Raw genomic sequence first — 21,787 nt, 5'->3', positions numbered from 1 at the left:
CCTCCGAGAACCCAGTGAAGAGCGTCTCGCCGTCCGGTGAGAGGGCATATATGGGGGCCCAACGATTCGGTCAACAGCAGGATTACGGAAATATTGCAGGAATTTTGGAAATCCTGCAAATCCAACACCTTAGGACGTAAAAAAAGTTCCTTTCGATACCGGTTCGGCCTTTTCCTGCGCAGGTTGGATCACGCCGCACAGGGGAACATTCCCGGCAAATTGGCGGAAACCCGTGGCTCACACTGATTCTCACCGAATCCTTCGATCACTCGAATCGCGGCCGCTCGGTGACGCTGCCTGTTCATTCCGCCGCCCTTCCCTACATTGCCTGCCATGCCACCAGACAATGTTTCCGCCCGCGACCTGAAGGACAAAGCCGATTGGGGAACGCTGCGGCGCTTCCTTCCCTATCTATGGCCGGCCCACGATGCCGCGCTCAAACGGCGGATCGTCTTTGCGATGGTGTTCGTGCTGCTGGCCAAGGCGACGACCCTTGCTCTCCCCTTCGCGTACAAGCGCGCGGTCGATTCGATGGCGACGCCCGCGAACGAGGCCGCGATGGTCGCGCTCGCCTTCGTGCTGGCCTACGCGCTCGGCCGCTTCGCGAGCGTCGCGTTCGACAATATTCGCAACATCATATTCGAACGCGTGGGTCAGGATGCGACGCGGAGCCTTGCCGAGGACGTCTTTGCCCGGCTTCACCGCCTGTCCCTGCGCTTTCACCTCTCCCGGCGGACGGGGCAGGTGACGAAGACGATCGAGCGCGGAACCAAGAGCATCGATTCCATGCTCTATTTCCTCCTGTTCAACATCGCGCCCACCTTGATCGAGCTGATTGCGGTCGCGGTCATCTTCTACCTCAATTTCGGGTGGGGGCTGGTGCTGGCGACGGGTGCGACGGTCGTCACCTATATCCTGGTCACCCGCTGGATCACCGAATGGCGCACGAAATTGCGCGCGCAAATGAACGAGATGGACGGGCATGCCCTGTCGCGCGCGGTCGATTCGCTGCTGAATTATGAAACCGTCAAATATTTCGGCGCCGAACACAGGGAGCAGGAACGCTATGCCGGCGCGGCGCGCGCCTATGCGAAGGCGGCGCTGAAATCCGAAAACTCGCTGGGCCTGCTCAATATCGTGCAGGCCGCGATCATGAACCTGCTCATGGCGGCGGCGATGGGCTATACCGTGTGGGGGTGGAGCCGTGGGGAGCTGAGCACCGGCGATCTGGTGTTCGTGAATACCTATCTGACGCAGCTGTTCCGCCCGCTCGACATGCTGGGCTGGGTCTATCGCACGATCCGGCAGGGAATGATCGACATGGCGGAGATGTTCCGGCTGATCGACACGCCGGTGGAGGTTGCGGACAAGCCGGGCGCCCCGGCCATTCACGTGGCGCGCGCGACGATCGCCTTCGACAACGTGCATTTCGGCTACGATCCCGACCGGGAGATCCTGCACGGGTTGAGCTTCGAGGTGGACGCGGGGGAACGTATCGCCATCGTCGGTCCATCGGGGGCCGGGAAATCGACGATTGCGCGGCTGCTGTTCCGCTTCTACGATCCGCAGGACGGCCGCATTCTCATCGACGGACAGGACATTCGCGGCGTGACGCAGGAAAGCCTGCGCCGTCATATCGGCATCGTCCCGCAGGACAGCGTGCTGTTCAACGAAACCATCGGCTACAACCTCGCCTATGGCCGCGAAGGGGCGACGCAGGACGAGATCGCGGCCGCGGCCAAAGGCGCCGCCATCGCCGAATTTATCGAACGCCTGCCATCGGGTTACGACACCGAAGTCGGCGAACGCGGCCTGAAACTGTCGGGCGGGGAGAAGCAGCGTGTCGCCATCGCTCGCACGCTCTTGAAAAATCCGCCCATCATCCTGTTCGACGAAGCGACCAGCGCACTCGATTCGCGGACCGAGCAAGACATATTGCGCACCATGCGGCGCATCGCGCAACACCGGACGACGCTTACCATTGCGCACCGGCTGTCCACCGTGGTGGATACCGACCGCATCCTCGTGCTCGACCAGGGCCGCCTTGCCGAGAGCGGGAGCCATGCGCAATTGCTGCGCCGGGACGGGCTCTACGCCGAAATGTGGGCGCGTCAGGCCACCGATAGCCAGGAAGAGCCTGCCTGACCGCGCAAGACCGCCGCACGCGATGGCGGACGGGGTCGGACCGGGGCGGAACGGGGCGGAACGGTGCCGCCCGACACGAAAGCGGCGCCATCCCCGCATGGAGATGGCGCCGCTTTCATTGCAGCGATTGCTACGCCGTCAGAGGATATATTTCGACAGATCGCTATCCTGCGCCAGTTCCGCGAGCCGTTCGCGCACATAGTCGCGGTCGACCGAAACGGTGGAACCGCCGCGCTCCTCCGCATCGAAGCTCACTTCCTCAAGCAGCTTTTCCATCACCGTCGACAAACGGCGGGCGCCGATATTCTCGACGCTTTCATTGACCTGCGCGGCGATGGTGGCGATCTCGCGGATCGCCTCCTCGCTGAAATCGAGCGTGACGTCCTCGGTCCCGATCAGCGCCTTGTACTGCTGCACCAGATTAGCGCGCGTCTCGCACAGGATGCGCACGAAATCCTCTTCGGTCAGCGCCTTCAGCTCCACCCGGATCGGCAGACGCCCCTGTAACTCCGGGAGCATGTCGCTCGGTTTGGAGACGTGGAACGCGCCGCTGGCGATGAAGAGGATATGGTCGGTCTTCATCGGGCCGTATTTGGTCGACACCGTCGTCCCTTCGATGAGGGGGAGGAGGTCACGCTGCACCCCTTCACGGCTGACCTGCCCGCCGCGATTGTCCGGCACGGCGATCTTGTCGATCTCGTCGAGGAACACGATCCCGTTCGTTTCCGCATTCTGCAGCGCGACGCGGGCGACGTCGTCCTGATCCATGCGCTTTTCCGATTCCTCGTCGACCAGCTTGTCCCAGGCATCGGCCACGCGCAGTTTCCTGCGTTTCAGCTTCTGCCCGCCGAACGCCTTGCCCATCATGTCGGACAGGTTGATCATGCCCACATTGCCGCCCATGCCGGGCAGCTCCATGTTCATGTTGGGCTGATCCTCGACCTCGATCTCCACCTCGGTATCGTTGAGATGGTTGTCGACGATCCGCTGACGGAAGCTTTCGCGCGTCGCCTCGCTGGCGCTGTCACCGACGAGGGCGTCGAGCAGGCGCTTCATCGCCGCAGCCGATGCCGCATCGCGCACCGCGTCCCGGCGGCGGTCCTTTTCAAGACGGATCGCCTCCTCGGCAAGGTCGCGGGCGATCTGTTCGACATCGCGCCCGACATAGCCGACCTCGGTGAACTTGGTCGCCTCCACCTTGACGAAAGGCGCATCGGCAAGCTTTGCCAAGCGGCGGCTGATCTCGGTCTTGCCGCAGCCGGTGGGCCCGATCATCAGGATGTTCTTTGGCGTGACCTCGTTGCGCAATTCCTCGGGCAGGCGCTGCCGCCGCCAGCGATTGCGCAGGGCGACGGCCACGGCGCGCTTCGCATCGGTCTGCCCGACGATGTGTTCGTCGAGCGCGGCCACGATGGCCTTCGGGGTGAGGTTCGTATTCGTCATGGTTTCGGGGGTTCTCATTCGCCGACGGCCTCGACCGTCACATTGCCATTGGTAAAGACGCACACGTCCGCGGCGACCTGCATCGCGCGGCGGGCGATCTTTTCGGGATCCTGTTCGTAATCCGACAGCGCCCTGGCCGCGGCGAGCGCGTAATTGCCCCCCGACCCGATCGCGGCAATCCCGCCTTCGGGTTCAAGCACGTCGCCATTGCCGGTGATCACCAGCAGCACGTCCTTGTCCGCGACGATCATCAACGCTTCCAGATTGCGGAGATATTTGTCGGTCCGCCAATCCTTGGCGAGTTCGACCGCGGCGCGCATCAATTGCCCGCGATATTGTTCGAGCTTGCGTTCGAGCCGTTCGAACAGGGTGAACGCATCCGCCGTGGCGCCTGCAAAGCCTGCGATGACCTTGCCCTTTTCCGGACCGCCCTCGCCGATGCGGCGTACCTTGCGGGCGTTGGGCTTCATCACCGTATTGCCCATCGACACCTGGCCGTCCCCCGCCACAATGGTGCGGTTGCCGCGCTTCACGCCGATGATGGTGGTTCCGTGCCACGGTACCAGGCCGTGGGCTTCGTCATGTGATCTCATGCCGGCGATATGGGTGGGGCCGCACGCGGTTCAACCGTGCACGGCCCGCATATCGCTCCGCAGGCTCAGGGCGGGCCGCCGCCCGCGCCGGGACCCGCACCAGGAAGCCCGCCCGCGCCGACCGAACCGATATTGCCGAACAGATCCTCGAAAAATCCGCGATCGCGGCCGAGCGTCGGCGTGGTCTTGTTATCGGGATTGATGTCGCGGACCAGTTCCATGCCGGTTTTGTCGACGTCCACGACATTGCCGGACGGATCGAACCGCACGCGCAGGACCCGGTGTTCCACGATATGCGATCCGCCGAAAATCTCGCGCTGCTGCGCACTGGTGACGTAATACCAGGTATTCTCACCGAACTGGCTGGTAAAGCTGGGCCGGCCGAGCGTGCCTTCGACCGAGCGGGCGTTGTCGATGCCCGGCTGAATCGATTGGGTGAGCGCCACGTCGCCGACATAGCCGCGCCGGTCGCGAATGGAGGTACACGCCCCCAGCAGCGCCGGGGCGACAAGCGCGAGGACTACTGCCCTGCTCATCATCCTGCCGGTCATGGAACGGCGCGATGCGGTGCCGGAAGTGAAATTCATGTGCTCAACGCGCCTTTTCGTCATACTGCCGGGTCATCGCAAATGGCTGCGCGCCCACGTTGTCATGCCCGTGTTTCGACCTATATCGGCCGGACGGGCGCCGAACCCTTACGGAACGCGGGCGAAGCGCACAAGACCGTGCGATACGCACGCCCCGCCGGTCCCCCATCGGGACGGGAATTGGGGTTCATGCGTTTAATCGGCGCTGAACGGCGATGCCGCGGCGCCGGCGACACATCGAAGGAACGAGTCCATGCTATCCCGGCTTTTCAAGCGTCAGCGCGCCACCGACCTCACCGATCTGTGGCATCGCATCGTCGCCATCGCGCGCGAGCCGCACTGGTACGCGGCCGACGGGGTCGCCGATACGGTGGAGGGACGTTTCGACATGATCAGCGCGGTGATGGCGCTCGTCATGATCCGGTTCGAGGACGAGGGCGCCGCGCAGCACGCCGCACGGCTGACCGAACTGTTCATCGACGACATGGACGGGCAATTGCGCGAGGCCGGCGTCGGCGATCTTGTCGTGGGCAAGCGCATGGGCAAACTGATGGCCGCGCTCGGCGGGCGGATCGGCGCCTATCGCGATGGGCTGTCCCATGCCGACGATACGGCGCTGGCCGAGGCGGCCCGGCGCAATACGACGATGATCGACCCCGATGATTCGGGCACGCGATTGGCCGCCGGCCTGCGGACATTGATGGCGGACATCCGGGCCGTGAACATGGAAGATGTGTTGAAAGGAAAAATCGCGCGATGAGCGAGACCATACCCTCCGAAATGCCGCGCTGGGTCGCGGTGCAGCAGGCCGATGGCCGCATCGTCGAGATCACCGCGAAGCCGGAGGAGCGCAGCGCACTCGCGCAGCGGTTCGGCATCGTGTCGCTCGATTCGCTCGTCGCGCGGCTCAGCCTCGAAGCCGATGGGGGGGTCGTGGAGGCGCGCGGGCAATTGAGCGCCGCCGTCACGCAGGCCTGCGCCGTGTCGGGCGAGGATCTGCGCACGAAGATCAGCGAACCGCTGCATTTCCGTTTCGTGCCTGAGACATCGCAAATGCCGGAGGAGATCGAGCTCGAAGCCGACGAGCTCGACGAGATCCCCTATGGCGGCGATCAGTTCGATCTGGGCGAAGCGGTTGCGCAAAGCGTCGCGCTCGCCATCGACCCGTTCGCCACCGGACCGGAGGCGGACCGCGTGCGCAACGAGGTCGGGCTGGACGAGCCGGAACGGGAAAACCCCTTCGCCGTGCTCAAGGGCGCGGTATCGAAGGGGTCTTCAAAAGACTGAAACTATCGGGGTGGCCGTGCGGAGCGGCCCGCGATCAGAACGGGATGTCGTCGTCGAGATCGTCGTAGCCGCCACCGCCGCCCTGGCCGCCGCCAAAGCCGCCGCCCGAACCATTTGCGGAGCCGCCGCCCGATCCGCCGCCCGAGCCGCCCTTGTTCCAGCCGCCGGATTGCCCGCCGCCCGAACCGCCGCCGTATCCGCCCGACTGTCCGCCGCCCCAGTCGCCACCGCCACCGCCGCCGCCGCCCGACTTGCCGTCGAGCATGGTCAGCGTACCGCCGAACCCGCGCAGCACGACTTCGGTGGAGTAGCGGTCATTGCCCTGCTGATCCTGCCATTTGCGGGTCTGGAGCTGTCCCTCGACATAGATCTTGCTGCCCTTGCGCAGGAAGCGTTCGGCAACGCTGATCAACCCTTCGGAAAAGATCGACACGGTGTGCCACTCGGTCTTCTCCTGACGCTGGCCTTCGCGATCCTTCCAGTTTTCGGTAGTGGCGAGGCGCAGGTTGCACACCTTGCCGCCGTTCTGAAAGCTGCGGACCTCCGGATCGGCGCCCAGATTGCCGATCAGCATGACCTTGTTGAGACTGCCTGCCATAAATTATTGCCTTCGATTTTTCGCGTCAGAGCCCGGCCGCGACGGCGAGCCAATAGGTGATTCCCGCAAAGATGTAGGCGAGCGCGAACAGATATGCCAACATGAAGGCTGGCCATTTCCACCCATTCGTTTCGCGCTTCGCCACGGCAATGGTGGAAAGACATTGCGGCGCGAACACGAACCAGGCGAGAAAGGCGAGCGCGGTCGGCAGGCTCCACCGGCTCGACAGCCGATCGGTGAGCGCCATCGCCGTCTCCTCCTCGTCCCCGCTATCGACCGCATAGGTCGTGGCGAGCGAGGATACCGCCACCTCGCGCGCCGCCATCGCGGGGATCAATGCGAGCGCGATGTCCCGATTGAAGCCGATCGGTTCGACCACGACGTGAAGCCCGTCGGCGATATGGCCCGCGATGCTGGCATCGACCTGACTCTCGCCCGGTTCCGCCTGCGGAAAGGAAAGCAGCAGCCACAGGATTACCGTGGCGGCGAAGATGATCGTGCCCGCCCGGCGCAGGAAGATCCACGCGCGTTGCCACAGGCCCAATGCGATGTCGGACAGCCGCGGCCATTGGTAGCGCGGCAATTCCATGATGAACCCGCTCGCCGCGCCCTTGGCCACACTGCGCCGCAGGATCAGCGCGACGACCATCGCTCCGATAATGCCCGCGACATAAAGCGCGAACAGCACCAGCCCCTGCAACCCGATCCCCGGCCCGACCGCGCGGGCCGGAATGAACGCCGCGATGATGACGGCATAGACCGGAAGCCGTGCCGAACACGTCATCAGCGGCGCGATGAGGATGGTAGTCAGCCGATCCTTGGGATCGGAGATCGAGCGCGTCGCCATGATGCCTGGAATGGCGCAGGCAAAGCTCGACAGCAGCGGGATGAAGCTGCGTCCCGAAAGGCCGACGCCCGCCATCATCCGGTCCATAAGGAACGCGGCGCGGGCCATGTATCCCGTCGCCTCCATCAACAGGATGAAGAAGAACAGGATCACGATCTGCGGCAGGAACACGACGACCGAGCCGACACCGGCCAGCACGCCTTCGGTGATCGCATCGCGGATCAGCCCGTCGGGCAGGATCGCGGCGACCGTTTCGCTCACGAAACCGACAGCCGCCTCCAGCCCGTCGGCAAAGGGCGTCGCCCAGGCAAACACGGCCTGAAATACCACGAACAGCAGGGCGAACAGGATGACCGGCCCGATCCAGGGATGCAGCAGCACCTTGTCGAGCCCGCGATGCATGCGCCGCGTACGCGTTTCGGATACCAGCGCGCGCTGTGCGATGGCATGGGCGCTCACCCGGCGTTCGGTCATGCCGAGGTCGGCGGAGAAAAAGGGCGACCGATGCTTTTCATTGACGGCGCGCTGCAACGCATCGGTCAGTGCGTCCAGTCCGCGGCGGCGCACCGCCACCGTTTCCACCACCGGCACGCCGAGCGCTTCGCCCAAAGCCTTCGCATCGAGCACCAGCCCGTCGCGCTTTGCCAGATCGACCATGTTGAGCGCGACGACCACCGGCAGGTCGAGCGCGATGAGCTCCTGCGCGAAGACGAGATGCTGTTCCAGATTGGCGGCATCGACCACGATGACGAGCGCGTCGGGACGGCGCTGCCCTTCCTGATCGCCGAGGATGACGTCGCGGGTCACGGCCTCGTCCGGGCTCGACGGGTCGAGCGAATAGCTGCCGGGAAGATCGACCAGCTCGACCGGCTCGCCATTGGCGAGCGCCATGCGGCCCGCCTTGCGCTCCACCGTGACGCCGGGATAGTTCGCGATTTTCTGCCGCGCACCGGTGAGCGCGTTGAACAATGCGCTCTTGCCCGCGTTCGGGTTGCCGACAAGTGCGACGGTGCGGATGGGCCGGCTCATGCCGCCGCGTCCGCGCCGGTGGCGGGTTGCGCGCCTGTATCGGCTACCGCCTCGACCGTAATCGCCTCGGCATGGACGCGCCGCACCGCGATGGTCATGCGCCCGATTTCAAGCGCGAGCGGATCGCGCCCGGAAAAAATGCCGCGATGCGCGAGCTTGACCGTGACGCCGTCATCGATGCCCAGCGCACGCAGGCGTCGCGCCTCTTCGGGCGCGAGCGTGTCCCAGTCCACCGCGACGATGCGCGACACGCTGCCCCGCGGCCTTTCGGCCAGTGTTTCGAACCCGTTGGTCATGGTGCGCCGGTCGCACATAGCGCCGCTCTTTGCAACTAATTCTCAATAAAGCGCGCTTGTTGAGGAGATGACTGTCCACCCCGCGAAAGCCGGCCTCAACGCGAGGGATACCGCAGCCGGCCGAGCATGCGGAGCGGGCTGAATCGCTCGCGATCGGGATTTTGCCATTTGGCCTTGGCCTTCTCGAACTTCATCACGCCTTCGATCCGGCGGTCGAGAAAGGCGCGCGTGTCGGCCTGTCCGTCGCTGTCGTCGTCGGCGAAAACGGTGAGCGTGGCGGCATAGATCGAGGCCAGGATCGCGCGTTTCGTGTAATGGTTGTAATCGGTCGCCGTGTCGCCCGCCATGCGCCACATGAGATCGGCGCTGCTCCATCCCAGCCGGGCCGAGCGGGCGAGGTTTTGCGGCATGGCCATGATCGTCATCGCCCGGCGCAGCGATTCGCGTTGCGGCAGCGCGGCATCGAGCCGGAACATCACGAGCGCATGGATACGGTCGCGAATCTTCATCGCGGCGAGTTCGGCGGGGTTCAGCTCCTCTGCCATGCGGCGGTCGATGGCGCCGATCCACGCCGCGATCATGTCCATCGCGCCGCCGGGAAACGCGAGCCGCGCCACCGCCGGATCGACGCCTTCCATCTCCGCCGCGGCAACGAGCGCGGTATCGCTCCACCCGTCGAAAATCGCCGCATCGGCAATGGCAGGGGCCAGCGCGATGGCCAGCGCGTCGAGGGTCAGCGTATCGGCGTCGATCACAGGCTCGGTCCGTAGGTCTGAGAGTTGCGGGCGGCGTTGTCCTGCCGTTCGATCAGGACAAGCACGGGGTTGCCGCGTCCGGCAAGCGTTGCGTAATCGCGCGCGCTGCGTCCCGACGAATCGGCACGGTCGGGGTTCGCCCCGTTGTCGAGCAGGATCTTTGCAAGATCCGCATCGCGCAGATGGGTCGCCACGATCAACGGGGTTTCCCCCGTCGCGTTCGTCTCGTTCACGTCGGCACCTGCCTTTGCCAGCATTTCCACCCCTTCGAGAAAGCGCAACGAGGACGCCATTTCGAGCGGGCTAATGCCCTTCGCATCGCGAACATTCGGGTTGGCCCCCTTGTCGAGCAGGAAATCGAGCCAGGTCCGATCCCGCCGCGCGACCACGATATGCAGCGCGGACCGACCCGTGCCGACGTCGCGGGCATTGACCAGCGTGCTTCCCGGCTGGTTGAGCGCGGCGATCGCGGTATCGCCATCGCGCTTCTCCACCGCTTCGAGGAAACGATAGCCCTCGGAAAACTGCGCCGCCGCAGGGCTCGCCGACAGGCAGGCCGCCGCCGCGGTGGCCAGAACGGTGAAAAGACGTGTATTCATTCCGGTTCGTATCCCTGCCATATCCTGATCCGGCGCTTTCACTTGCGCCTGATGCTTTAGCAGGACATGAACCGCCCTTCCATGCCCCATTACGATCATATCCGCCGCCCCGCCCCGCATCCGCACGCCCGTCCGTGGCGGCACAGGATGCTGACCGGTCTTGCGCTTTCGCTCGCGCTGGGGCTCGCCTCGTGCGGTTGGGGCGATGCGGGCGATGGCGCGGCGGAGGCGCCCCCGCTGGCGGGCGCGGCCATTGGCGGCGATTTCGCGCTTGTAAATAGCGAGGGGCAGACCGTGCGCTGGGCCGATTTTGCGGGGCAGTGGCGCATCGTCTATTTTGGTTACACCTTCTGTCCCGACGTGTGCCCCGTCGATGCGCAGGCGATCGGACAGGGGCTCACCCTGTTCGCGAAGGAGGCGCCGGATCGCGCCGAACGGGTCACGCCGATCTTCATCACCATCGATCCGGAGCGCGACACGCCGCAGGCGGTCGGCGAATTCGTCGCCAATTTCCATCCGCGCATGGTCGGCCTGACCGGGACGGAGGCGCAGATCGCGAAGGCGGCCGATGCCTTCGTCGTCTATCACGAAAAGGGTGCCGAATCGGCGGGCGGCGGCTATCTCATGAACCACAGCAATGCGGCGATGCTGTTCGATCCCGACGGCAATCCGGTCGCCCTGCTCCCCACGAACGAAGGCGCCGCCGCGGTCGCCGAAGAGCTGGCGAAATGGGTGCGATAAAAGGCCCTGTGACAGGTGATCCGCCGTTCTGGGAAAAGCCGCTTGCCGCGCTCGACGATGCGGAGTGGGAAGCGCTGTGCGATGGGTGCGGCAATTGCTGTTTGCACAAGCTGGAGGATGCCGACACAGGCGAGATATACCCCACCAATGTGGCGTGCCGCCTGCTCGACACGCAAAGCGCGCGATGCACCGACTACCCCGATCGCAAGGCGAAGGTACCCGATTGCCTGCAGCTTACCCGTGAAAAGGCGCACGAACTGCACTGGCTTCCCGACACGTGCGCCTATCGCCTGCGCGCCAATGGCGAACCCTTGCGCGCATGGCATTATCTGATCTGCGGGGATCGCGATGCGGTCCACCGCGCCGGGATTTCCGTCGCCGGAAAGGTCATATCGGAGGATGACGCCGGCCCGATCGAGGAACATGTCGTCATTCCCGGCTACGAACTCGTGCTCGCCCCCGATGGCGAAGAGAACGGGGAAGAGGGCGCGGACGAGGACGGCGGATGAAGAACCGCGCCCGCGCCGGGCTCGACGCCTTTCTCTCCCGCCGCACGCCGCCGGCGACACACATGCGCGGCTCGGTGCCGTTGCCCGATGGTCCCCTGCCGCTTGTCGTGCGCCGTCACCCGACCGCGCGCCAAATGACATTGCGCCTGTCGCCCGATGGAGGTGAGGCGCGGGTCAGCATTCCGCGCTTCGGCGCGCTCGACGACGGCGTCCGATTTGCGACGGCGCGTGCCGACTGGCTCGCGGCGCAGCGGGCGAAGCGGCCGCAACCGCTCGTCATCGCCGATGGCGCCGCGCTGCCCTTTCGCGGGCGGGTCCTTCGCGTGACGCGCGATGCCGCCCGCCCGCGCCGTCCGGTGGTGGATGGCGAAGTCCTGTGGTGCGGCGGGTCAGCCGACGGCATCGAAGCCCGCATCCGCCGCTGGATGGAAGAAGAAGCGCTGCGGCTCATGACCGCCGACGTTGCCGATTTCTGCGCCCGGGCCGCCATCCCCGCCCCGCCGGTAAGGCTCAGCCGGGCGCAGCGCCGCTGGGGCAGCTGCGCGCGCGACGGGACGATCCGGCTCAACTGGCGGCTCGTCATGGCGGAGGATGCGGTGCGCCGTTCGGTTGCCGCGCACGAGGTCGCGCATCTGGTTCATTTCGATCATTCACCGGCGTTCCATGCGCTCCACGCCAGGATCTTCGACGGCGATCTTGCGCGTGCCGACCGCTGGCTCAACGAACAGGGGCGCACGCTCTACGCCGCGTTCGGGTAGGCTCGCGCATCGCGGATCACGCAGCGGGCTGGCCACGGCGTGACCTAGCTCCTATCTTGGGCAGGACATGGCAGTTCAGAAAACAGGTCTTTTGCGCTTTCTCTCCCTCATCAACCCCATGGGTGCGATGCGGGATTTTCGCGGCGTGTGGATGCAGGAAAACCCGCACCGCTGGCGCTTTTTCGCGCTGGCGGCGGCGGTGACGATCTGCATCTTCGGCACGATTTTCGGCGAAAGCTACCGGATCGAACCGCGCGCGCCCACCATCACCTACATCAACACGTTCGAGCCGGGCCGCTCCGACGAGGAGATCATCGCCTCCAATATCGAGAATCAGAAACGCAAGGATGCCCTGCGCGCCGAACGTGCCGCGCGCGAGGAGGAGATTCGCCAGCGCTACGAAACGGTCGCCCGCGTGTCCGGCATCGACGTGGAGGAAGCCCGGCAACAGGGTGAGCGCGAGCGCGCGATGCGCGAAGCGCGCGAGGCGGAGGCCCGCCGCCGCGCGATCGAACGAGTCGAAAAGAATTTCTGATTCCCGCTGGCTCGACTCCACGGCGCGGTTGGCGATACGCGGCCGTCCCCTAAGCCGTCCGAACCCGGCGGTCGGGTGCATCCTCGTGCGCGATGGCATCGTCGTGGGGCGCGGCTGGACGCAGCCGGGCGGGCGCCCGCATGCCGAAGCGATGGCCCTGCGGCAGGCCGGCGACAATGCACGCGGGGCAACCGCCTATGTCACGCTGGAGCCGTGCGCGCATGCCTCCAATCGCGGCCCCGCCTGCTCCGCGCTTCTGATCGCGGCGGGCGTGGCGCGGGTCGTGGTGGGCTGCGAGGATCCCGACCCGCGCACCGCGGGCAAGGGGATCGCCGCGCTGTGCGCCGCGGGCATCGGCGCCGCAACCTGCGATAACGCGGCATCGCGCGATTCGCTTGCCGGATACCTGCTGCGCGAAGCTTCGCACCGGCCTCTCGTCACGTTGAAACTGGCGCTGTCGCTCGACGGGTGCATCGCCATGGCCGACGGAAGCAGCCAATGGATCACCGGCCCTGCTGCCCGCGCCCATACCCACGCGGTGCGGGCGCGCCACGATGCGATACTGGTCGGCGGCGGCACGCTGCGCGCGGATAGGCCCCGGCTCGACGTGCGGTTGCCCGGCCTTGGCGAACGCAGCCCGGCGCGCTGGGTGCTGAGCCGTGGTGATGCGCCGCCCGGATGGTCGGCATTGCGTTCGCCGGGCGATCTTTCCCCGCTTCTGCCCGCGCAATATCTCATGGTCGAAGGCGGGGCCGAAACCGCCGCCGCGTTTCTTTGCGCAGGCCATGTCGACAGGCTGCTGATCTATCGGGCGCCGATCGTCATCGGGCGGGGGATGGCCGGCATTGGCGACATCGGCCTTTGCGCGCTGACCGATGCGCACGAACAATGGCAATTGCGTGACCGGCGTATGCTTGGCAAGGACACGATGGAATTATACGAGCGGATCCCATGTTTACCGGCATAACCACAGCAATCGGCACGGTCGCCCGCGTTTCGCGCGATGGCGGCGATACACGGGCGACCGTCGCGTGCCCCTTCAACCCTGCCGACATGGCGATCGGCGCGTCCATCGCCTGTTCCGGCGTGTGCCTGACCGTGGTGGATCGCGGCGGGACGACGGGCGATGCATGGTTCGTGGTCGACGTGTCGGACGAAACCATTTCGCGCACCGCGCCCGGACAATGGCGCGAAGGGGCGCGGCTCAATCTGGAGCGGGCGCTGAAACTCGGGGACGAGCTTGGCGGGCATATCGTGACCGGCCATGTCGATGCGGTCGGCACCGTCGCCCTGCGCGAGGAACGCGCCGGTTCCGTCCATTTCGAGATCGACGCCCCGCGCGACATCGCCGCCTTTATCGCGGCAAAAGGATCGATCACCGTCGATGGCGTATCGCTGACCGTGAATGCGGTGGAGGATTTGCCGGATGGCGTCGCGCGGTTCGCGCTCAACATCATTCCGCATACGGCCGGGGTCACGACACTGGGTGCGCGGCAGCAAGGCGATGGCGTCAATCTGGAGATCGACGTCCTCGCCCGCTACCTGCGCCGGATGCAATCGTTGCGCGAAGCCTAGCTGCTGACCTTCGCAAGGGCGGCGATGAACCTGTCGATATTGCCGAGAGTCAGCCCGGCAATATTGATGCGCCCCGAACCCGCCATGTAAACGGCGTGATCCTTGCGCAAGGCCTGAATCTGATCCTTGTCGAGCGGCAGCATCGCGAACAGGCCATGCTGCTGCGCCAGCGGGGTGAGATCGACCGAACCGGCGGTCCCCGCCTCGGCCAGACGCGCGCGCACCTGCAGCATCCGGCGGCGCATGCCCGCAAGCTCGTCCAGCCATTCGCGGCGCAGCGTATCGTCGGCCATGACCTCGCGCACCACCGAACCGCCGTGATCGGGCGGCATCGACCACGTGGCGCGGGCAAAGGACGCGGCATTCGACATGATCCGCGGGAGGTGATCCGCCTCGGCCGCCTGTACATAGACGGCGCCGACACGGTCGCGATAAAGGCCGAAATTCTTGTCGCAGCTATAGGCGAGGAGCGCTTCGGGCACCGCCTTCATGACGATACGCACACCCTGCGCATCCTCCTCCAGCCCCTGCCCCAACCCCTGATACGCGAGGTCGAGAATGGGCAGGATGCCCTTTTGCGCGATCATCGCGGCAATCTCGTGCCATTGGTCGACGGTGTAATCGATGCCGGTCGGATTGTGGCAGCATCCGTGGAGCAGGACCGCATCGCCTGCGTCCGCCTTCGCGATCGCGGACTTGAGGGCGTCCATGTCGGCCTCGCCATCGGTGGCATGGTTGAAGGTCGCGACCTCCATGCCGATGTCCTTCAGGATCTGCGCATGGTTCGGCCAGCTCGGCGTGCCCATCCACACGCGCTTCACGCCCGCCGCCTGCGCCAGCGCCACGGCGAGCCGCACGCCGCCGGTTCCGCCTGGCGTCTGCATGCCGTCGATGCGGTCGCTCTTCGCCATGTCGTCGCCCAGGATGATCGGCATCAGGCAGTGCACGAAATCCATGCAACCTTCGGGGCCGAGATAGGCCTTGGAATCCTGCCGTTCGACCAGATCCCTTTCGGCGCCCTTCACCGCCGCGAAAACGGGCGTCGCGCCGTCGTCGGTGCGATACACGCCGACGCCGAGGTCGATCTTCTCCTCGCGCGGATCGGCGGCGTACATCTTGATCAGCGCCAGAAGCGCATCGGGCGATTGTTCGGGAAGATCGGCAAGCATCGGCATGGGGTCACATCTCGCGGTACAAACGAAGCGCGCATCGGGCGCCAGATGGCCGTCTCATGCCGACCGCAGGACCACGGGGCAAGCCTCAAGCACCATCAATTTTTATTGGGGTGGTATTAGAACGGGAACCAGCGATGCTTTTTCGAAAAGCGCAAATAGCCCGCATTGACCCCGAGCCTGACCCCCACGCCCATGCGGATGGGGATCAGCACGACATCGCCCTTGCGGACATAGCTGGCGTTGAAGCCGCCCACGACATAGGCCTGCCCCTCCCCTGCGGGATAGCGTTCGTAGAGATCCTCGCTGTCCCACAGATTATAGACGAGGATGAAGGTGGAGCCCGCATTGGCGCCCGCGTCGAACCCGATCGACGGCCCGGTCCAGTAGACGGGCATCTCGCCCTCGACCTTGTGATACATCGTGCCTTCGCCATACCGCAGCCCGACGGCGAACGCACCGCCCGCCTCCCGCCCGGTGATATAGGCGTTGGGCTCGCCCTGCTTGCTAAGGATGTCCTCGACCAGCTTGGCCAGCCCTTCGGCACCGCTCCCGAACGCGCGCTCCGCAGCGCCGAGCACGTCGTCGCGCTGATAGGTGGTGGCGGCCTGCGGCGCGGCGGCGGGCGGTGTCGATGGCGCGGGCTGCGGCACGGGCGCGGTGGGCGCGGGCGTGGCGGGAACAGGTTCTTCGCCGGGATAGACATAGTCCGACGGCGGCGGCGCCGCATACGGATCGGCATAGGGATCGCCTGCGACGGGCGGCAATTCGCCCTGCGCGCCCTGCGCCGTTGGCGAGGGAGCGGGTTGCGACTGCTCCAGATCGCCGTCGATCGCGCGGTTGGGGTCGATCGTGGTGATCTGCGCCTGTACGGTGCCGGCAAGACACAGCGCCATCGCCGCCACAGGCAGCGTTGCGGCGTGAGGCCATGGCGACGACACCCGATCCGATTGACCTGAAAAGCGCTGCATAAACCGTCCCATTGTCGTTTCCCGTTCGTTGCGGAGCAGTCCATCGACCGCCGCGCGCCTGGCGTATCGCGTGCGCGAATGCACGGCCGATGGCAAGTCCGCAAGCCTTGCGCAAAAGGCATCGGACGCCCTGAACTGACGGTTAATTCGCACCACTTGGCGTCGATCCGTCTTCACCGCCCGATCGTATGCCTGCCCGGCACTGAGGCCATGTCGAGAAGGATGGTCAGACGATACTGCATTTTGCATCGGCGCCCTCTTGAAGCCACCGACGGACCTCGTTATAGGCCGCGGTTCCGGAGACGTGGGTGAGTGGCTGAAACCAGTTCCCTGCTAAGGAACCATACTCTTTATCGGGTATCGAGGGTTCGAATCCCTCCGTCTCCGCCACCTCGCTTTTCCCAGACAATCCCTTATAGTCCTTAAGCGCGCAGAAATGCGGCGTTTTTTGCTTTTCGTCGTCCGTATAGTTCTCTATATGTTCCTATAGATCCGGCGTCGAGTGTGGGTCTGAGTGTGGGTCTGGAAGGAGCGAGCGATGGGAAAATTAACGGCGATGGGGGTCAAGAACCTGACTGAACCAGGCCGCTATTCTGACGGAGAAGGTCTTGATCCTCAAACTTGCCGCAAAAGGCAAAGGTAGTTGGATCGTCCGGATTCAGGCCAATGGAAAGCGCCGAGACATCGGTCTGGGCACCCTCGCTGACTTACCACTAGGAGAAGCTCGAGAAGCCGCGAGGGCGCTTCGCAAGGAAATGAAGGCGGGAATCGACGTTCTGGCAGAGCGTGAAAAAGAAGCGTTGGTCATCCCCTCGTTTCGCGATGCCGCCAAGCTTGTCCATGAGGAGCACAAGGCAGCTTGGAAGAACGGAAAGCATCAAGCGCAGTGGATCAACACGCTCGAAACCTACGCTTTTCCGACTTTGGGCGACAAACTCGTTTCGGAGATAGAGGGACCTGCAATCCGCGATGCGCTTTCTCCGATCTGGCTGACAAAGCCAGAAACGGCGCGGCGGGTACGACAACGAATCGGATCGGTGCTGGATTGGGCCTGCGCAAAGGGTTTTCGTGAGACTGAAGCCCCGATGCGCTCAGTTATTCGTGGCCTTCCGCGCCAGCCAAAGAAGCAAGGCCATTTCGCGGCGATGCCCTACGCTGACCTCCCCGTATTCGTGACATGGTTGCGTGGGCGCTCCTCGGTCGGCCGTCTCGCATTGGAATTTCTGATCTTGAATGCCTCTCGCTCCGGCGAAGTTCGTGGCGCGCGCTGGAACGAGATAGACATCAAGAAGAAGCTTTGGACGATCCCCGCTGAACGCATGAAGGCGGGGACTGCTCATGTTGTCCCTCTCTCAGAAGCAGCTTTAGGTGTACTTAAGCGAGCGAAAGCGTTCCGTTCCCCCGTCAGCGATCTTGTCTTTCCAGGACAAAACCCACGCCGCTCATTGTCAGATATGACCCTGCTCAAAGTCCTGCGCGACAAGGGAGACGATTACACCGTTCACGGCTTCCGCTCGTCGTTTCGCGATTGGGTCGCCGAAAAGACGAACTATCCGGGCGAGGTCGCAGAAGCCGCGTTGGCTCATACGATCGCGAACAAGGTCGAAGCAGCGTATCGGCGCACCGACTACCTCGACAAACGCAAACCGCTGATGGCGGACTGGGCAAAGTTCGTGGCTCGTCCGATGGGCAGTCAGGCGACCTAATCCTGCAACATAGCCTTAAGGTTGCTGCGGACAATACGTCCTGCTGCATGGTCGTCGATGGACAGCACATTACCCAATAAAGAGATGGCCCGGCGAACATCACCTGCGGGAATGGGAGCCTTTTCCCTGAGCACAAACGGGCCGTCAGTCTCGGTTAGAAGGCGATTCGTCGGTATGGCAGAAGTGACTTTCAGTCCATTGGGTGAAGAGAGCATCTGCTCATTCACTGAGAAATAGCATCCAAGCGCAACTGCACGCCGAACTTCGGCAACGCTGCCGGTGAACCAATGCAATACGACCCTGCCCCTGTCCTGAGGCAGGTGTTTTTCCACCAAGTCCAAGACTGCCTTTGTCGCTCTTACACTATGAACGCTGAGGACCTTATCTTTTGACGACGCACAAAGTCGAAGAACCCGTTCAAAGACCTGCTTTTGCAGATCAAGGGAGCGGTAGAATCGAGGTCCAGCGTCGAGACCAACCTCACCGACGTAGCGAGTTTGAGGCAATATCTTCTCAAAGAGTTCGATTTCCCCATACCGCTCTTCTACGAGCTGCGGGTGAAGACCTACTCCGACCCGCACGAATTTGCTGGATGAGGCGAGTTCGTGGTTCCGTTTGAACGCCAAAGGCGTCGTCGTCACGGCGAGTGTCGCGGTCTTTCGCTTGTCACAAGATCGGATCGCCTCTTGCAAGTCCGGGTAGAGGTCCAAGTGGGCGTGGAAATCGACATATTCGGGAATCATATTATCTGCCGGGCTTCGCCTTCACGCCCTCAATGAGGTCAGCCACTTCAAGGATACCACGACGGAACACGTCGGCGTAATCAGGAATTTCGTCAACGGCATCGATTAAGGGGCCTGGCTTGTGCACGAGAATTTTTGACAGCGATGGGTTCGTCTTGATCCGCTTCGTCATGAGTTGGAATGAACGAACGTGTTCACCTTCTGCGCGATCGGCTGCTAGAGTCTGCGCCTTCAAATCCGGGATAGTGTAAAGGGTAGGATCAGAAACACCCAACCCCGAATTCAGTGAGGCCCTTCGGATAACGCAAGGAACACAATAACCGCAATGCCTGGGTGAAAGCCCCTTGTATCTAGCCTTGGCTGGCGACGAGCATGACATAGAACCGCCGACGATCCTACGCAGGAAATCAAGGTCGGCGCAGTTGGCCACCATCTCTCCCTTCGTTGCGTGCCTGTATGGATTCGAATAGCTGACCGTCAGTCCTACTGCGGCGGCCAGTTGGGCCATGCTCGCTATGAAATGCGGATGCGCCGTACGAGTGCTGAGTGCGCCAAACCGAAGCGGGTCGAGCGGTACGTTGAGAGCAATTAGCCCATTTTCCGGAATGTTGACAGCAGCGCTTTTCCCAAGTGCAGATGCCGCGAGACCTGCAAGCGCATAGAAAAGGAATGATCGCCCGCGCTGGGTGTCCTCTGTTTCCTTGGTGTCGAGATGGCCTTTGTCGAAACCGAGCCGGACACGGATCACGTTTACGTTCTCTGGAGAAAAATGCTTTTCTAACGCGTCTATAACATAGGCCTGCGCCTTTGCCGTTTCAGCATCCCAGTAATGGCTCACGAACAGTGGGCGCTTGCCATTTGAAAGAGAGTCAATGGCGCCAATTAGACTATCAAGCCCGCCCGAGAGCAGGCTCACCTCGGTCAACCCGTCGATGGCCAACCGCTTAGGCTGTATCGCAAGAGTTGCGGCGTTCTTTGGTCTATCCCTGAAGAACACACGCCAACGGTCACCGGTCAGAAATCTCAACAGCCTCTCAATGTGCTGCTTTTGGCTTGTCCATGTCGAAGCGGATGACACGGGCACATAAAGATCAATTTCCCGGCTCCAGCCGTCCTGAGCGTTCACCTTGCGGGAAATGCGTGTATCTCCCGCATTTACCATCGCCGCAAGGATGGTCAGGTCGATTGCCGACTCTTGTGGTCGCAAGCCGAGCGACGAAAGTTGATCCAGCGCTTGTCCGATACCAAAACCCGGACGCAAGTCATTATCCAGAAAGTCGATTTCGTAATCAGCGGAATCTGTCTGAACCAGCTTAATCTTTGCGGTGTCGTTTGGTCCGAGGCGACCTATCAGGCTAAATCGTCTCATTCGCGCTCCCCTAGGGCTTGGATGAGGTCAAATGCGGCAGAAAACAGGTCATCGACGAAGCCGTTAATGTCTGCGCTATCAAGGTTTCCTAGGTCTGCCCCTCGCTCATCAAATCGATCACGCACACACCCGTTTACAAAATCGTGAAGCATCTTTTGCGCCCTCTCAACACCGGCGATATCTGAAGCCACGGACAGCGCATTGGTGCCAACCTCATTGAGGATTTTGCCTTCGATGGAACGGCTCACCACCCCAATGAAAAACTCTTGAAGGTCAGCGGCGGTTAGTTCGTCAAAATTGCCAACCCCCTCGGTTGCCATTGCGGCAACGGTTTCCAGCATGGCATCGCGAGCTATGGCTTCATCCAGAGTGCCACCTTCTGGGCAAAGCATATCCGTCATCGCGACGAATACATCTTCTGCTGGTGCCCCGGCCATTCCTTCCAGATTGAACCGACGCAGAGCCTCCGCCGGACCTTGCTCAGCGAACGTGCGGGCGAATCCGGCAATGCCTCCTGCTACCGCCCTAGAATTTGACATCCTATTTGACGCTGCGCGACCTCCGCCACTCGCGCCGACGTACTTTCCTGCGCCCCGACGAATTGCACGAGAGTCAGATGTTCGGGTCCCACGAGTAACATCGCCTCTCGCTGGCCCCAGCCCTGAGGAAGGCGACACAGGCGGGATTGGCGGATACTTCGTAGGATTTGCAGGCGGGACATTACCGTCGTCCTGGCCTCCGTCACCTTGACCATCTGCGACTCCATTTCCTCCATCCGCAGGCGCAGCCGCAGGTTGGGAAGGAGGTTCTCCAACCCAGCTAGGCACGAGTCCGTTCTTTGATCCGCCAAATGTCCCCGAGGTCCCCATTAGCTCCGTCCCCCTTTGCCCAAGAGCTTTATCACTGCGGAAGCCGCCGTTTTCAGACCTTTGTTTTCATCTTGTCCCGCCCATTCGGTAAGCAGAGCGCTGAATTCCCCTTTGGCTTCCTCTTCGTTGAAGGCACCTGTCCAGCCACTTACGGCCCATGGCCCCAGCTTCGACACTGGAAGGTCTTTCAAGAATGCGAGAAGTGGGCCTTGGAGGAACGGATGTAGCTTGGCGACTTCAGCAAGGCCGCGAACTCCCACTGGCTCTTGAGCTAAATCCTCAGCATCCCGAACCTTTGATCGGAGAGCATCAAAAACCTGCTCGGCTTCCAGTGTTTGTAGACGAGCTACTTCGGCCGACGCCTGCTTCACTTGCAGAGGCGACCCTTGAAGTTTTGCAACCAGCTCATCTAGATCGCCAAGCGACGCCACAGCACCGAACACGTTTCGTCGATCCCGTGTAACAAAGACGTAGGGCCGGAGGTCATGCTCCGCCAATGACGGCTCTATCGCAGCCCACTGCTTGGCCCATTCCAAGTTTGGCCAATCCGGTAAGGGTTTATCGGAGGTTGCGCCTTTAGCCCGTCGTATTCACCAGGCGGGTTCGGAAGGGTTGGCGGGAGTGGCCTAAGCCTCTGATCTGAATTAGGAACTGGGTATC

At 63.2% G+C, this 21,787-nt stretch carries 24 protein-coding genes and 1 tRNA gene; 11 read left to right on the top strand and 14 right to left on the bottom strand.

The genetic code is table 11. The features are described 5' to 3' along the window. The first annotated feature begins 333 nt into the window (after window positions 1–333). On the top strand, window positions 334–2,145 hold the full coding sequence (locus K4G67_RS16670; protein WP_239807382.1) for an ABCB family ABC transporter ATP-binding protein/permease: 1,812 nt from the start codon (window positions 334–336) through the stop codon (window positions 2,143–2,145). Between the two features lie 138 nt (window positions 2,146–2,283). On the opposite strand, the gene hslU is transcribed toward K4G67_RS16670, so the two are convergent. The 3 genes from hslU to K4G67_RS16655 form a co-directional block, all read right to left on the bottom strand. Next, window positions 2,284–3,606, bottom strand: a complete 1,323-nt coding sequence (gene hslU, locus K4G67_RS16665; protein WP_420830055.1) for an ATP-dependent protease ATPase subunit HslU — start codon at window positions 3,604–3,606, stop codon at window positions 2,284–2,286. Further along, window positions 3,603–4,181, bottom strand: a complete 579-nt coding sequence (gene hslV / locus K4G67_RS16660; RefSeq protein ID WP_275588943.1) for an ATP-dependent protease subunit HslV — start codon at window positions 4,179–4,181, stop codon at window positions 3,603–3,605. Before hslV ends, hslU begins: the two co-directional genes overlap by 4 nt. A 65-nt stretch (window positions 4,182–4,246) precedes the next feature. Beyond that, window positions 4,247–4,768 carry an outer membrane protein assembly factor BamE gene (locus K4G67_RS16655; RefSeq protein WP_239807381.1) on the bottom strand — a complete coding sequence of 174 codons (522 nt, stop codon included), beginning with the start codon at window positions 4,766–4,768 and terminating at the stop codon, window positions 4,247–4,249. Between the two features lie 253 nt (window positions 4,769–5,021). Between K4G67_RS16655 and K4G67_RS16650 the strand changes: the two genes are divergently transcribed. Both K4G67_RS16650 and K4G67_RS16645 read left to right on the top strand, forming a co-directional pair. Then, complete coding sequence (locus tag K4G67_RS16650; RefSeq protein ID WP_239807380.1) at window positions 5,022–5,528, top strand: ubiquinol-cytochrome C chaperone family protein; 507 nt, start codon at window positions 5,022–5,024, stop codon at window positions 5,526–5,528. Continuing rightward, window positions 5,525–6,055, top strand: a complete 531-nt coding sequence (locus tag K4G67_RS16645) for a YceD family protein (protein WP_239807379.1) — start codon at window positions 5,525–5,527, stop codon at window positions 6,053–6,055. The genes K4G67_RS16650 and K4G67_RS16645 overlap by 4 nt, the downstream gene beginning before the upstream one ends. A gap of 34 nt (window positions 6,056–6,089) precedes the next feature. On the opposite strand, the gene ssb is transcribed toward K4G67_RS16645, so the two are convergent. The 5 genes from ssb to K4G67_RS16620 form a co-directional block, all read right to left on the bottom strand. Continuing rightward, window positions 6,090–6,653: a single-stranded DNA-binding protein gene (gene ssb, locus K4G67_RS16640; protein ID WP_239807378.1), complete on the bottom strand. Its 564-nt coding sequence runs from the start codon at window positions 6,651–6,653 to the stop codon at window positions 6,090–6,092. A 25-nt stretch (window positions 6,654–6,678) separates the two neighbouring features. Continuing rightward, on the bottom strand, window positions 6,679–8,529 hold the full coding sequence (feoB, locus tag K4G67_RS16635) for a ferrous iron transporter B (protein WP_239807377.1): 1,851 nt from the start codon (window positions 8,527–8,529) through the stop codon (window positions 6,679–6,681). Further along, a complete protein-coding gene (locus tag K4G67_RS16630) occupies window positions 8,526–8,825 on the bottom strand; it encodes a FeoA family protein (RefSeq protein WP_239807376.1) in 300 nt (99 codons plus the stop codon). Before K4G67_RS16630 ends, feoB begins: the two co-directional genes overlap by 4 nt. A 95-nt stretch (window positions 8,826–8,920) precedes the next feature. Then, window positions 8,921–9,580, bottom strand: a complete 660-nt coding sequence (locus K4G67_RS16625) for a COQ9 family protein (protein ID WP_239807375.1) — start codon at window positions 9,578–9,580, stop codon at window positions 8,921–8,923. Beyond that, the gene (locus K4G67_RS16620) at window positions 9,577–10,179 is read right to left on the bottom strand and encodes an ankyrin repeat domain-containing protein (RefSeq protein WP_239807374.1); all 603 of its coding nucleotides are present in this window, start codon (window positions 10,177–10,179) and stop codon (window positions 9,577–9,579) included. The genes K4G67_RS16625 and K4G67_RS16620 overlap by 4 nt, the downstream gene beginning before the upstream one ends. 66 nt (window positions 10,180–10,245) lie before the next feature. On the opposite strand from K4G67_RS16620, the gene K4G67_RS16615 reads away from it, so the two are divergent. The 6 genes from K4G67_RS16615 to K4G67_RS16590 all read left to right on the top strand — a co-directional run bounded on the left by K4G67_RS16615 (window position 10,246) and on the right by K4G67_RS16590 (window position 14,297). Continuing rightward, window positions 10,246–10,920: an SCO family protein gene (locus K4G67_RS16615; RefSeq protein WP_239807373.1), complete on the top strand. Its 675-nt coding sequence runs from the start codon at window positions 10,246–10,248 to the stop codon at window positions 10,918–10,920. Further along, complete coding sequence (locus K4G67_RS16610; protein ID WP_239807372.1) at window positions 10,908–11,429, top strand: YcgN family cysteine cluster protein; 522 nt, start codon at window positions 10,908–10,910, stop codon at window positions 11,427–11,429. Before K4G67_RS16615 ends, K4G67_RS16610 begins: the two co-directional genes overlap by 13 nt. Next, the gene (locus K4G67_RS16605; protein WP_239807371.1) at window positions 11,426–12,187 is read left to right on the top strand and encodes a M48 family metallopeptidase; all 762 of its coding nucleotides are present in this window, start codon (window positions 11,426–11,428) and stop codon (window positions 12,185–12,187) included. Before K4G67_RS16610 ends, K4G67_RS16605 begins: the two co-directional genes overlap by 4 nt. Window positions 12,188–12,254: 67 nt before the next feature. Continuing rightward, entirely contained in the window at window positions 12,255–12,722 is a 468-nt protein-coding gene (locus tag K4G67_RS16600) for a hypothetical protein (protein ID WP_239807370.1), read from the top strand. Beyond that, window positions 12,715–13,689: a bifunctional diaminohydroxyphosphoribosylaminopyrimidine deaminase/5-amino-6-(5-phosphoribosylamino)uracil reductase RibD gene (ribD, locus tag K4G67_RS16595; RefSeq protein WP_239807384.1), complete on the top strand. Its 975-nt coding sequence runs from the start codon at window positions 12,715–12,717 to the stop codon at window positions 13,687–13,689. Before K4G67_RS16600 ends, ribD begins: the two co-directional genes overlap by 8 nt. Beyond that, a complete protein-coding gene (locus K4G67_RS16590; protein WP_239807369.1) occupies window positions 13,674–14,297 on the top strand; it encodes a riboflavin synthase in 624 nt (207 codons plus the stop codon). The genes ribD and K4G67_RS16590 overlap by 16 nt, the downstream gene beginning before the upstream one ends. Here the strand turns inward: K4G67_RS16590 and K4G67_RS16585 are convergent. Both K4G67_RS16585 and K4G67_RS16580 read right to left on the bottom strand, forming a co-directional pair. Then, the gene (locus K4G67_RS16585; RefSeq protein ID WP_239807383.1) at window positions 14,294–15,466 is read right to left on the bottom strand and encodes an amino acid aminotransferase; all 1,173 of its coding nucleotides are present in this window, start codon (window positions 15,464–15,466) and stop codon (window positions 14,294–14,296) included. The two genes, K4G67_RS16590 and K4G67_RS16585, sit on opposite strands and share 4 nt — an antisense overlap. A gap of 122 nt (window positions 15,467–15,588) precedes the next feature. Further along, the gene (locus K4G67_RS16580; protein ID WP_239807368.1) at window positions 15,589–16,440 is read right to left on the bottom strand and encodes an EipA family protein; all 852 of its coding nucleotides are present in this window, start codon (window positions 16,438–16,440) and stop codon (window positions 15,589–15,591) included. Window positions 16,441–16,738: 298 nt separating this feature from the next. Between K4G67_RS16580 and K4G67_RS16575 the strand changes: the two genes are divergently transcribed. Both K4G67_RS16575 and K4G67_RS16570 read left to right on the top strand, forming a co-directional pair. Next, window positions 16,739–16,830, top strand: a tRNA-Ser gene (locus K4G67_RS16575). Between the two features lie 218 nt (window positions 16,831–17,048). Beyond that, window positions 17,049–18,146, top strand: a complete 1,098-nt coding sequence (locus tag K4G67_RS16570) for a tyrosine-type recombinase/integrase (RefSeq protein ID WP_239807367.1) — start codon at window positions 17,049–17,051, stop codon at window positions 18,144–18,146. On the opposite strand, the gene qatD is transcribed toward K4G67_RS16570, so the two are convergent. From qatD to K4G67_RS16550, 4 genes are read right to left on the bottom strand one after another with little or no spacing between them, the layout of a single operon-like run. After that, a complete protein-coding gene (gene qatD, locus K4G67_RS16565) occupies window positions 18,143–18,889 on the bottom strand; it encodes a Qat anti-phage system TatD family nuclease QatD (RefSeq protein ID WP_239807366.1) in 747 nt (248 codons plus the stop codon). The two genes, K4G67_RS16570 and qatD, sit on opposite strands and share 4 nt — an antisense overlap. Window position 18,890: 1 nt before the next feature. Next, window positions 18,891–20,258, bottom strand: coding sequence for a Qat anti-phage system QueC-like protein QatC (qatC, locus tag K4G67_RS16560; RefSeq protein ID WP_239807365.1), 1,368 nt, complete (start codon window positions 20,256–20,258; stop codon window positions 18,891–18,893). Beyond that, window positions 20,255–21,127, bottom strand: coding sequence for a Qat anti-phage system associated protein QatB (gene qatB, locus K4G67_RS17725; RefSeq protein WP_338026452.1), 873 nt, complete (start codon window positions 21,125–21,127; stop codon window positions 20,255–20,257). Before qatB ends, qatC begins: the two co-directional genes overlap by 4 nt. Continuing rightward, complete coding sequence (locus K4G67_RS16550) at window positions 21,127–21,663, bottom strand: hypothetical protein (RefSeq protein ID WP_239807363.1); 537 nt, start codon at window positions 21,661–21,663, stop codon at window positions 21,127–21,129. Before K4G67_RS16550 ends, qatB begins: the two co-directional genes overlap by 1 nt. Between the last annotated feature and the right edge of the window lie 124 nt (window positions 21,664–21,787).

Origin of the sequence: Croceicoccus hydrothermalis (assembly GCF_022378335.1) — a bacterium.
GTDB classification, from domain to species: domain Bacteria; phylum Pseudomonadota; class Alphaproteobacteria; order Sphingomonadales; family Sphingomonadaceae; genus Croceicoccus; species Croceicoccus hydrothermalis.
The sequence above is the reverse complement of the archived record's forward strand: the minus strand, read 5'-3'. Positions and strand labels throughout refer to the sequence as shown.

What these genes read in the sequence shown, in the direction of transcription:
- K4G67_RS16670 (WP_239807382.1), top strand. Translation starts at nt 334, where the DNA reads ATGCCACCAGACAATGTTTCCGCCCGCGACCTGAAGGACAAAGCCGAT.
- hslU (WP_420830055.1), bottom strand. Translation starts at nt 3,606, where the DNA reads ATGAGAACCCCCGAAACCATGACGAATACGAACCTCACCCCGAAGGCC.
- hslV (WP_275588943.1), bottom strand. Translation starts at nt 4,181, where the DNA reads ATGAGATCACATGACGAAGCCCACGGCCTGGTACCGTGGCACGGAACC.
- K4G67_RS16655 (WP_239807381.1), bottom strand. Translation starts at nt 4,768, where the DNA reads ATGAATTTCACTTCCGGCACCGCATCGCGCCGTTCCATGACCGGCAGG.
- K4G67_RS16650 (WP_239807380.1), top strand. Translation starts at nt 5,022, where the DNA reads ATGCTATCCCGGCTTTTCAAGCGTCAGCGCGCCACCGACCTCACCGAT.
- K4G67_RS16645 (WP_239807379.1), top strand. Translation starts at nt 5,525, where the DNA reads ATGAGCGAGACCATACCCTCCGAAATGCCGCGCTGGGTCGCGGTGCAG.
- ssb (WP_239807378.1), bottom strand. Translation starts at nt 6,653, where the DNA reads ATGGCAGGCAGTCTCAACAAGGTCATGCTGATCGGCAATCTGGGCGCC.
- feoB (WP_239807377.1), bottom strand. Translation starts at nt 8,529, where the DNA reads ATGAGCCGGCCCATCCGCACCGTCGCACTTGTCGGCAACCCGAACGCG.
- K4G67_RS16630 (WP_239807376.1), bottom strand. Translation starts at nt 8,825, where the DNA reads ATGACCAACGGGTTCGAAACACTGGCCGAAAGGCCGCGGGGCAGCGTG.
- K4G67_RS16620 (WP_239807374.1), bottom strand. Translation starts at nt 10,179, where the DNA reads ATGAATACACGTCTTTTCACCGTTCTGGCCACCGCGGCGGCGGCCTGC.
- K4G67_RS16615 (WP_239807373.1), top strand. Translation starts at nt 10,246, where the DNA reads ATGAACCGCCCTTCCATGCCCCATTACGATCATATCCGCCGCCCCGCC.
- K4G67_RS16610 (WP_239807372.1), top strand. Translation starts at nt 10,908, where the DNA reads ATGGGTGCGATAAAAGGCCCTGTGACAGGTGATCCGCCGTTCTGGGAA.
- K4G67_RS16605 (WP_239807371.1), top strand. Translation starts at nt 11,426, where the DNA reads ATGAAGAACCGCGCCCGCGCCGGGCTCGACGCCTTTCTCTCCCGCCGC.
- K4G67_RS16600 (WP_239807370.1), top strand. Translation starts at nt 12,255, where the DNA reads ATGGCAGTTCAGAAAACAGGTCTTTTGCGCTTTCTCTCCCTCATCAAC.
- K4G67_RS16590 (WP_239807369.1), top strand. Translation starts at nt 13,674, where the DNA reads ATGTTTACCGGCATAACCACAGCAATCGGCACGGTCGCCCGCGTTTCG.
- K4G67_RS16585 (WP_239807383.1), bottom strand. Translation starts at nt 15,466, where the DNA reads ATGCTTGCCGATCTTCCCGAACAATCGCCCGATGCGCTTCTGGCGCTG.
- K4G67_RS16580 (WP_239807368.1), bottom strand. Translation starts at nt 16,440, where the DNA reads ATGCAGCGCTTTTCAGGTCAATCGGATCGGGTGTCGTCGCCATGGCCT.
- qatD (WP_239807366.1), bottom strand. Translation starts at nt 18,889, where the DNA reads ATGATTCCCGAATATGTCGATTTCCACGCCCACTTGGACCTCTACCCG.
- qatC (WP_239807365.1), bottom strand. Translation starts at nt 20,258, where the DNA reads ATGAGACGATTTAGCCTGATAGGTCGCCTCGGACCAAACGACACCGCA.
- qatB (WP_338026452.1), bottom strand. Translation starts at nt 21,127, where the DNA reads ATGGGGACCTCGGGGACATTTGGCGGATCAAAGAACGGACTCGTGCCT.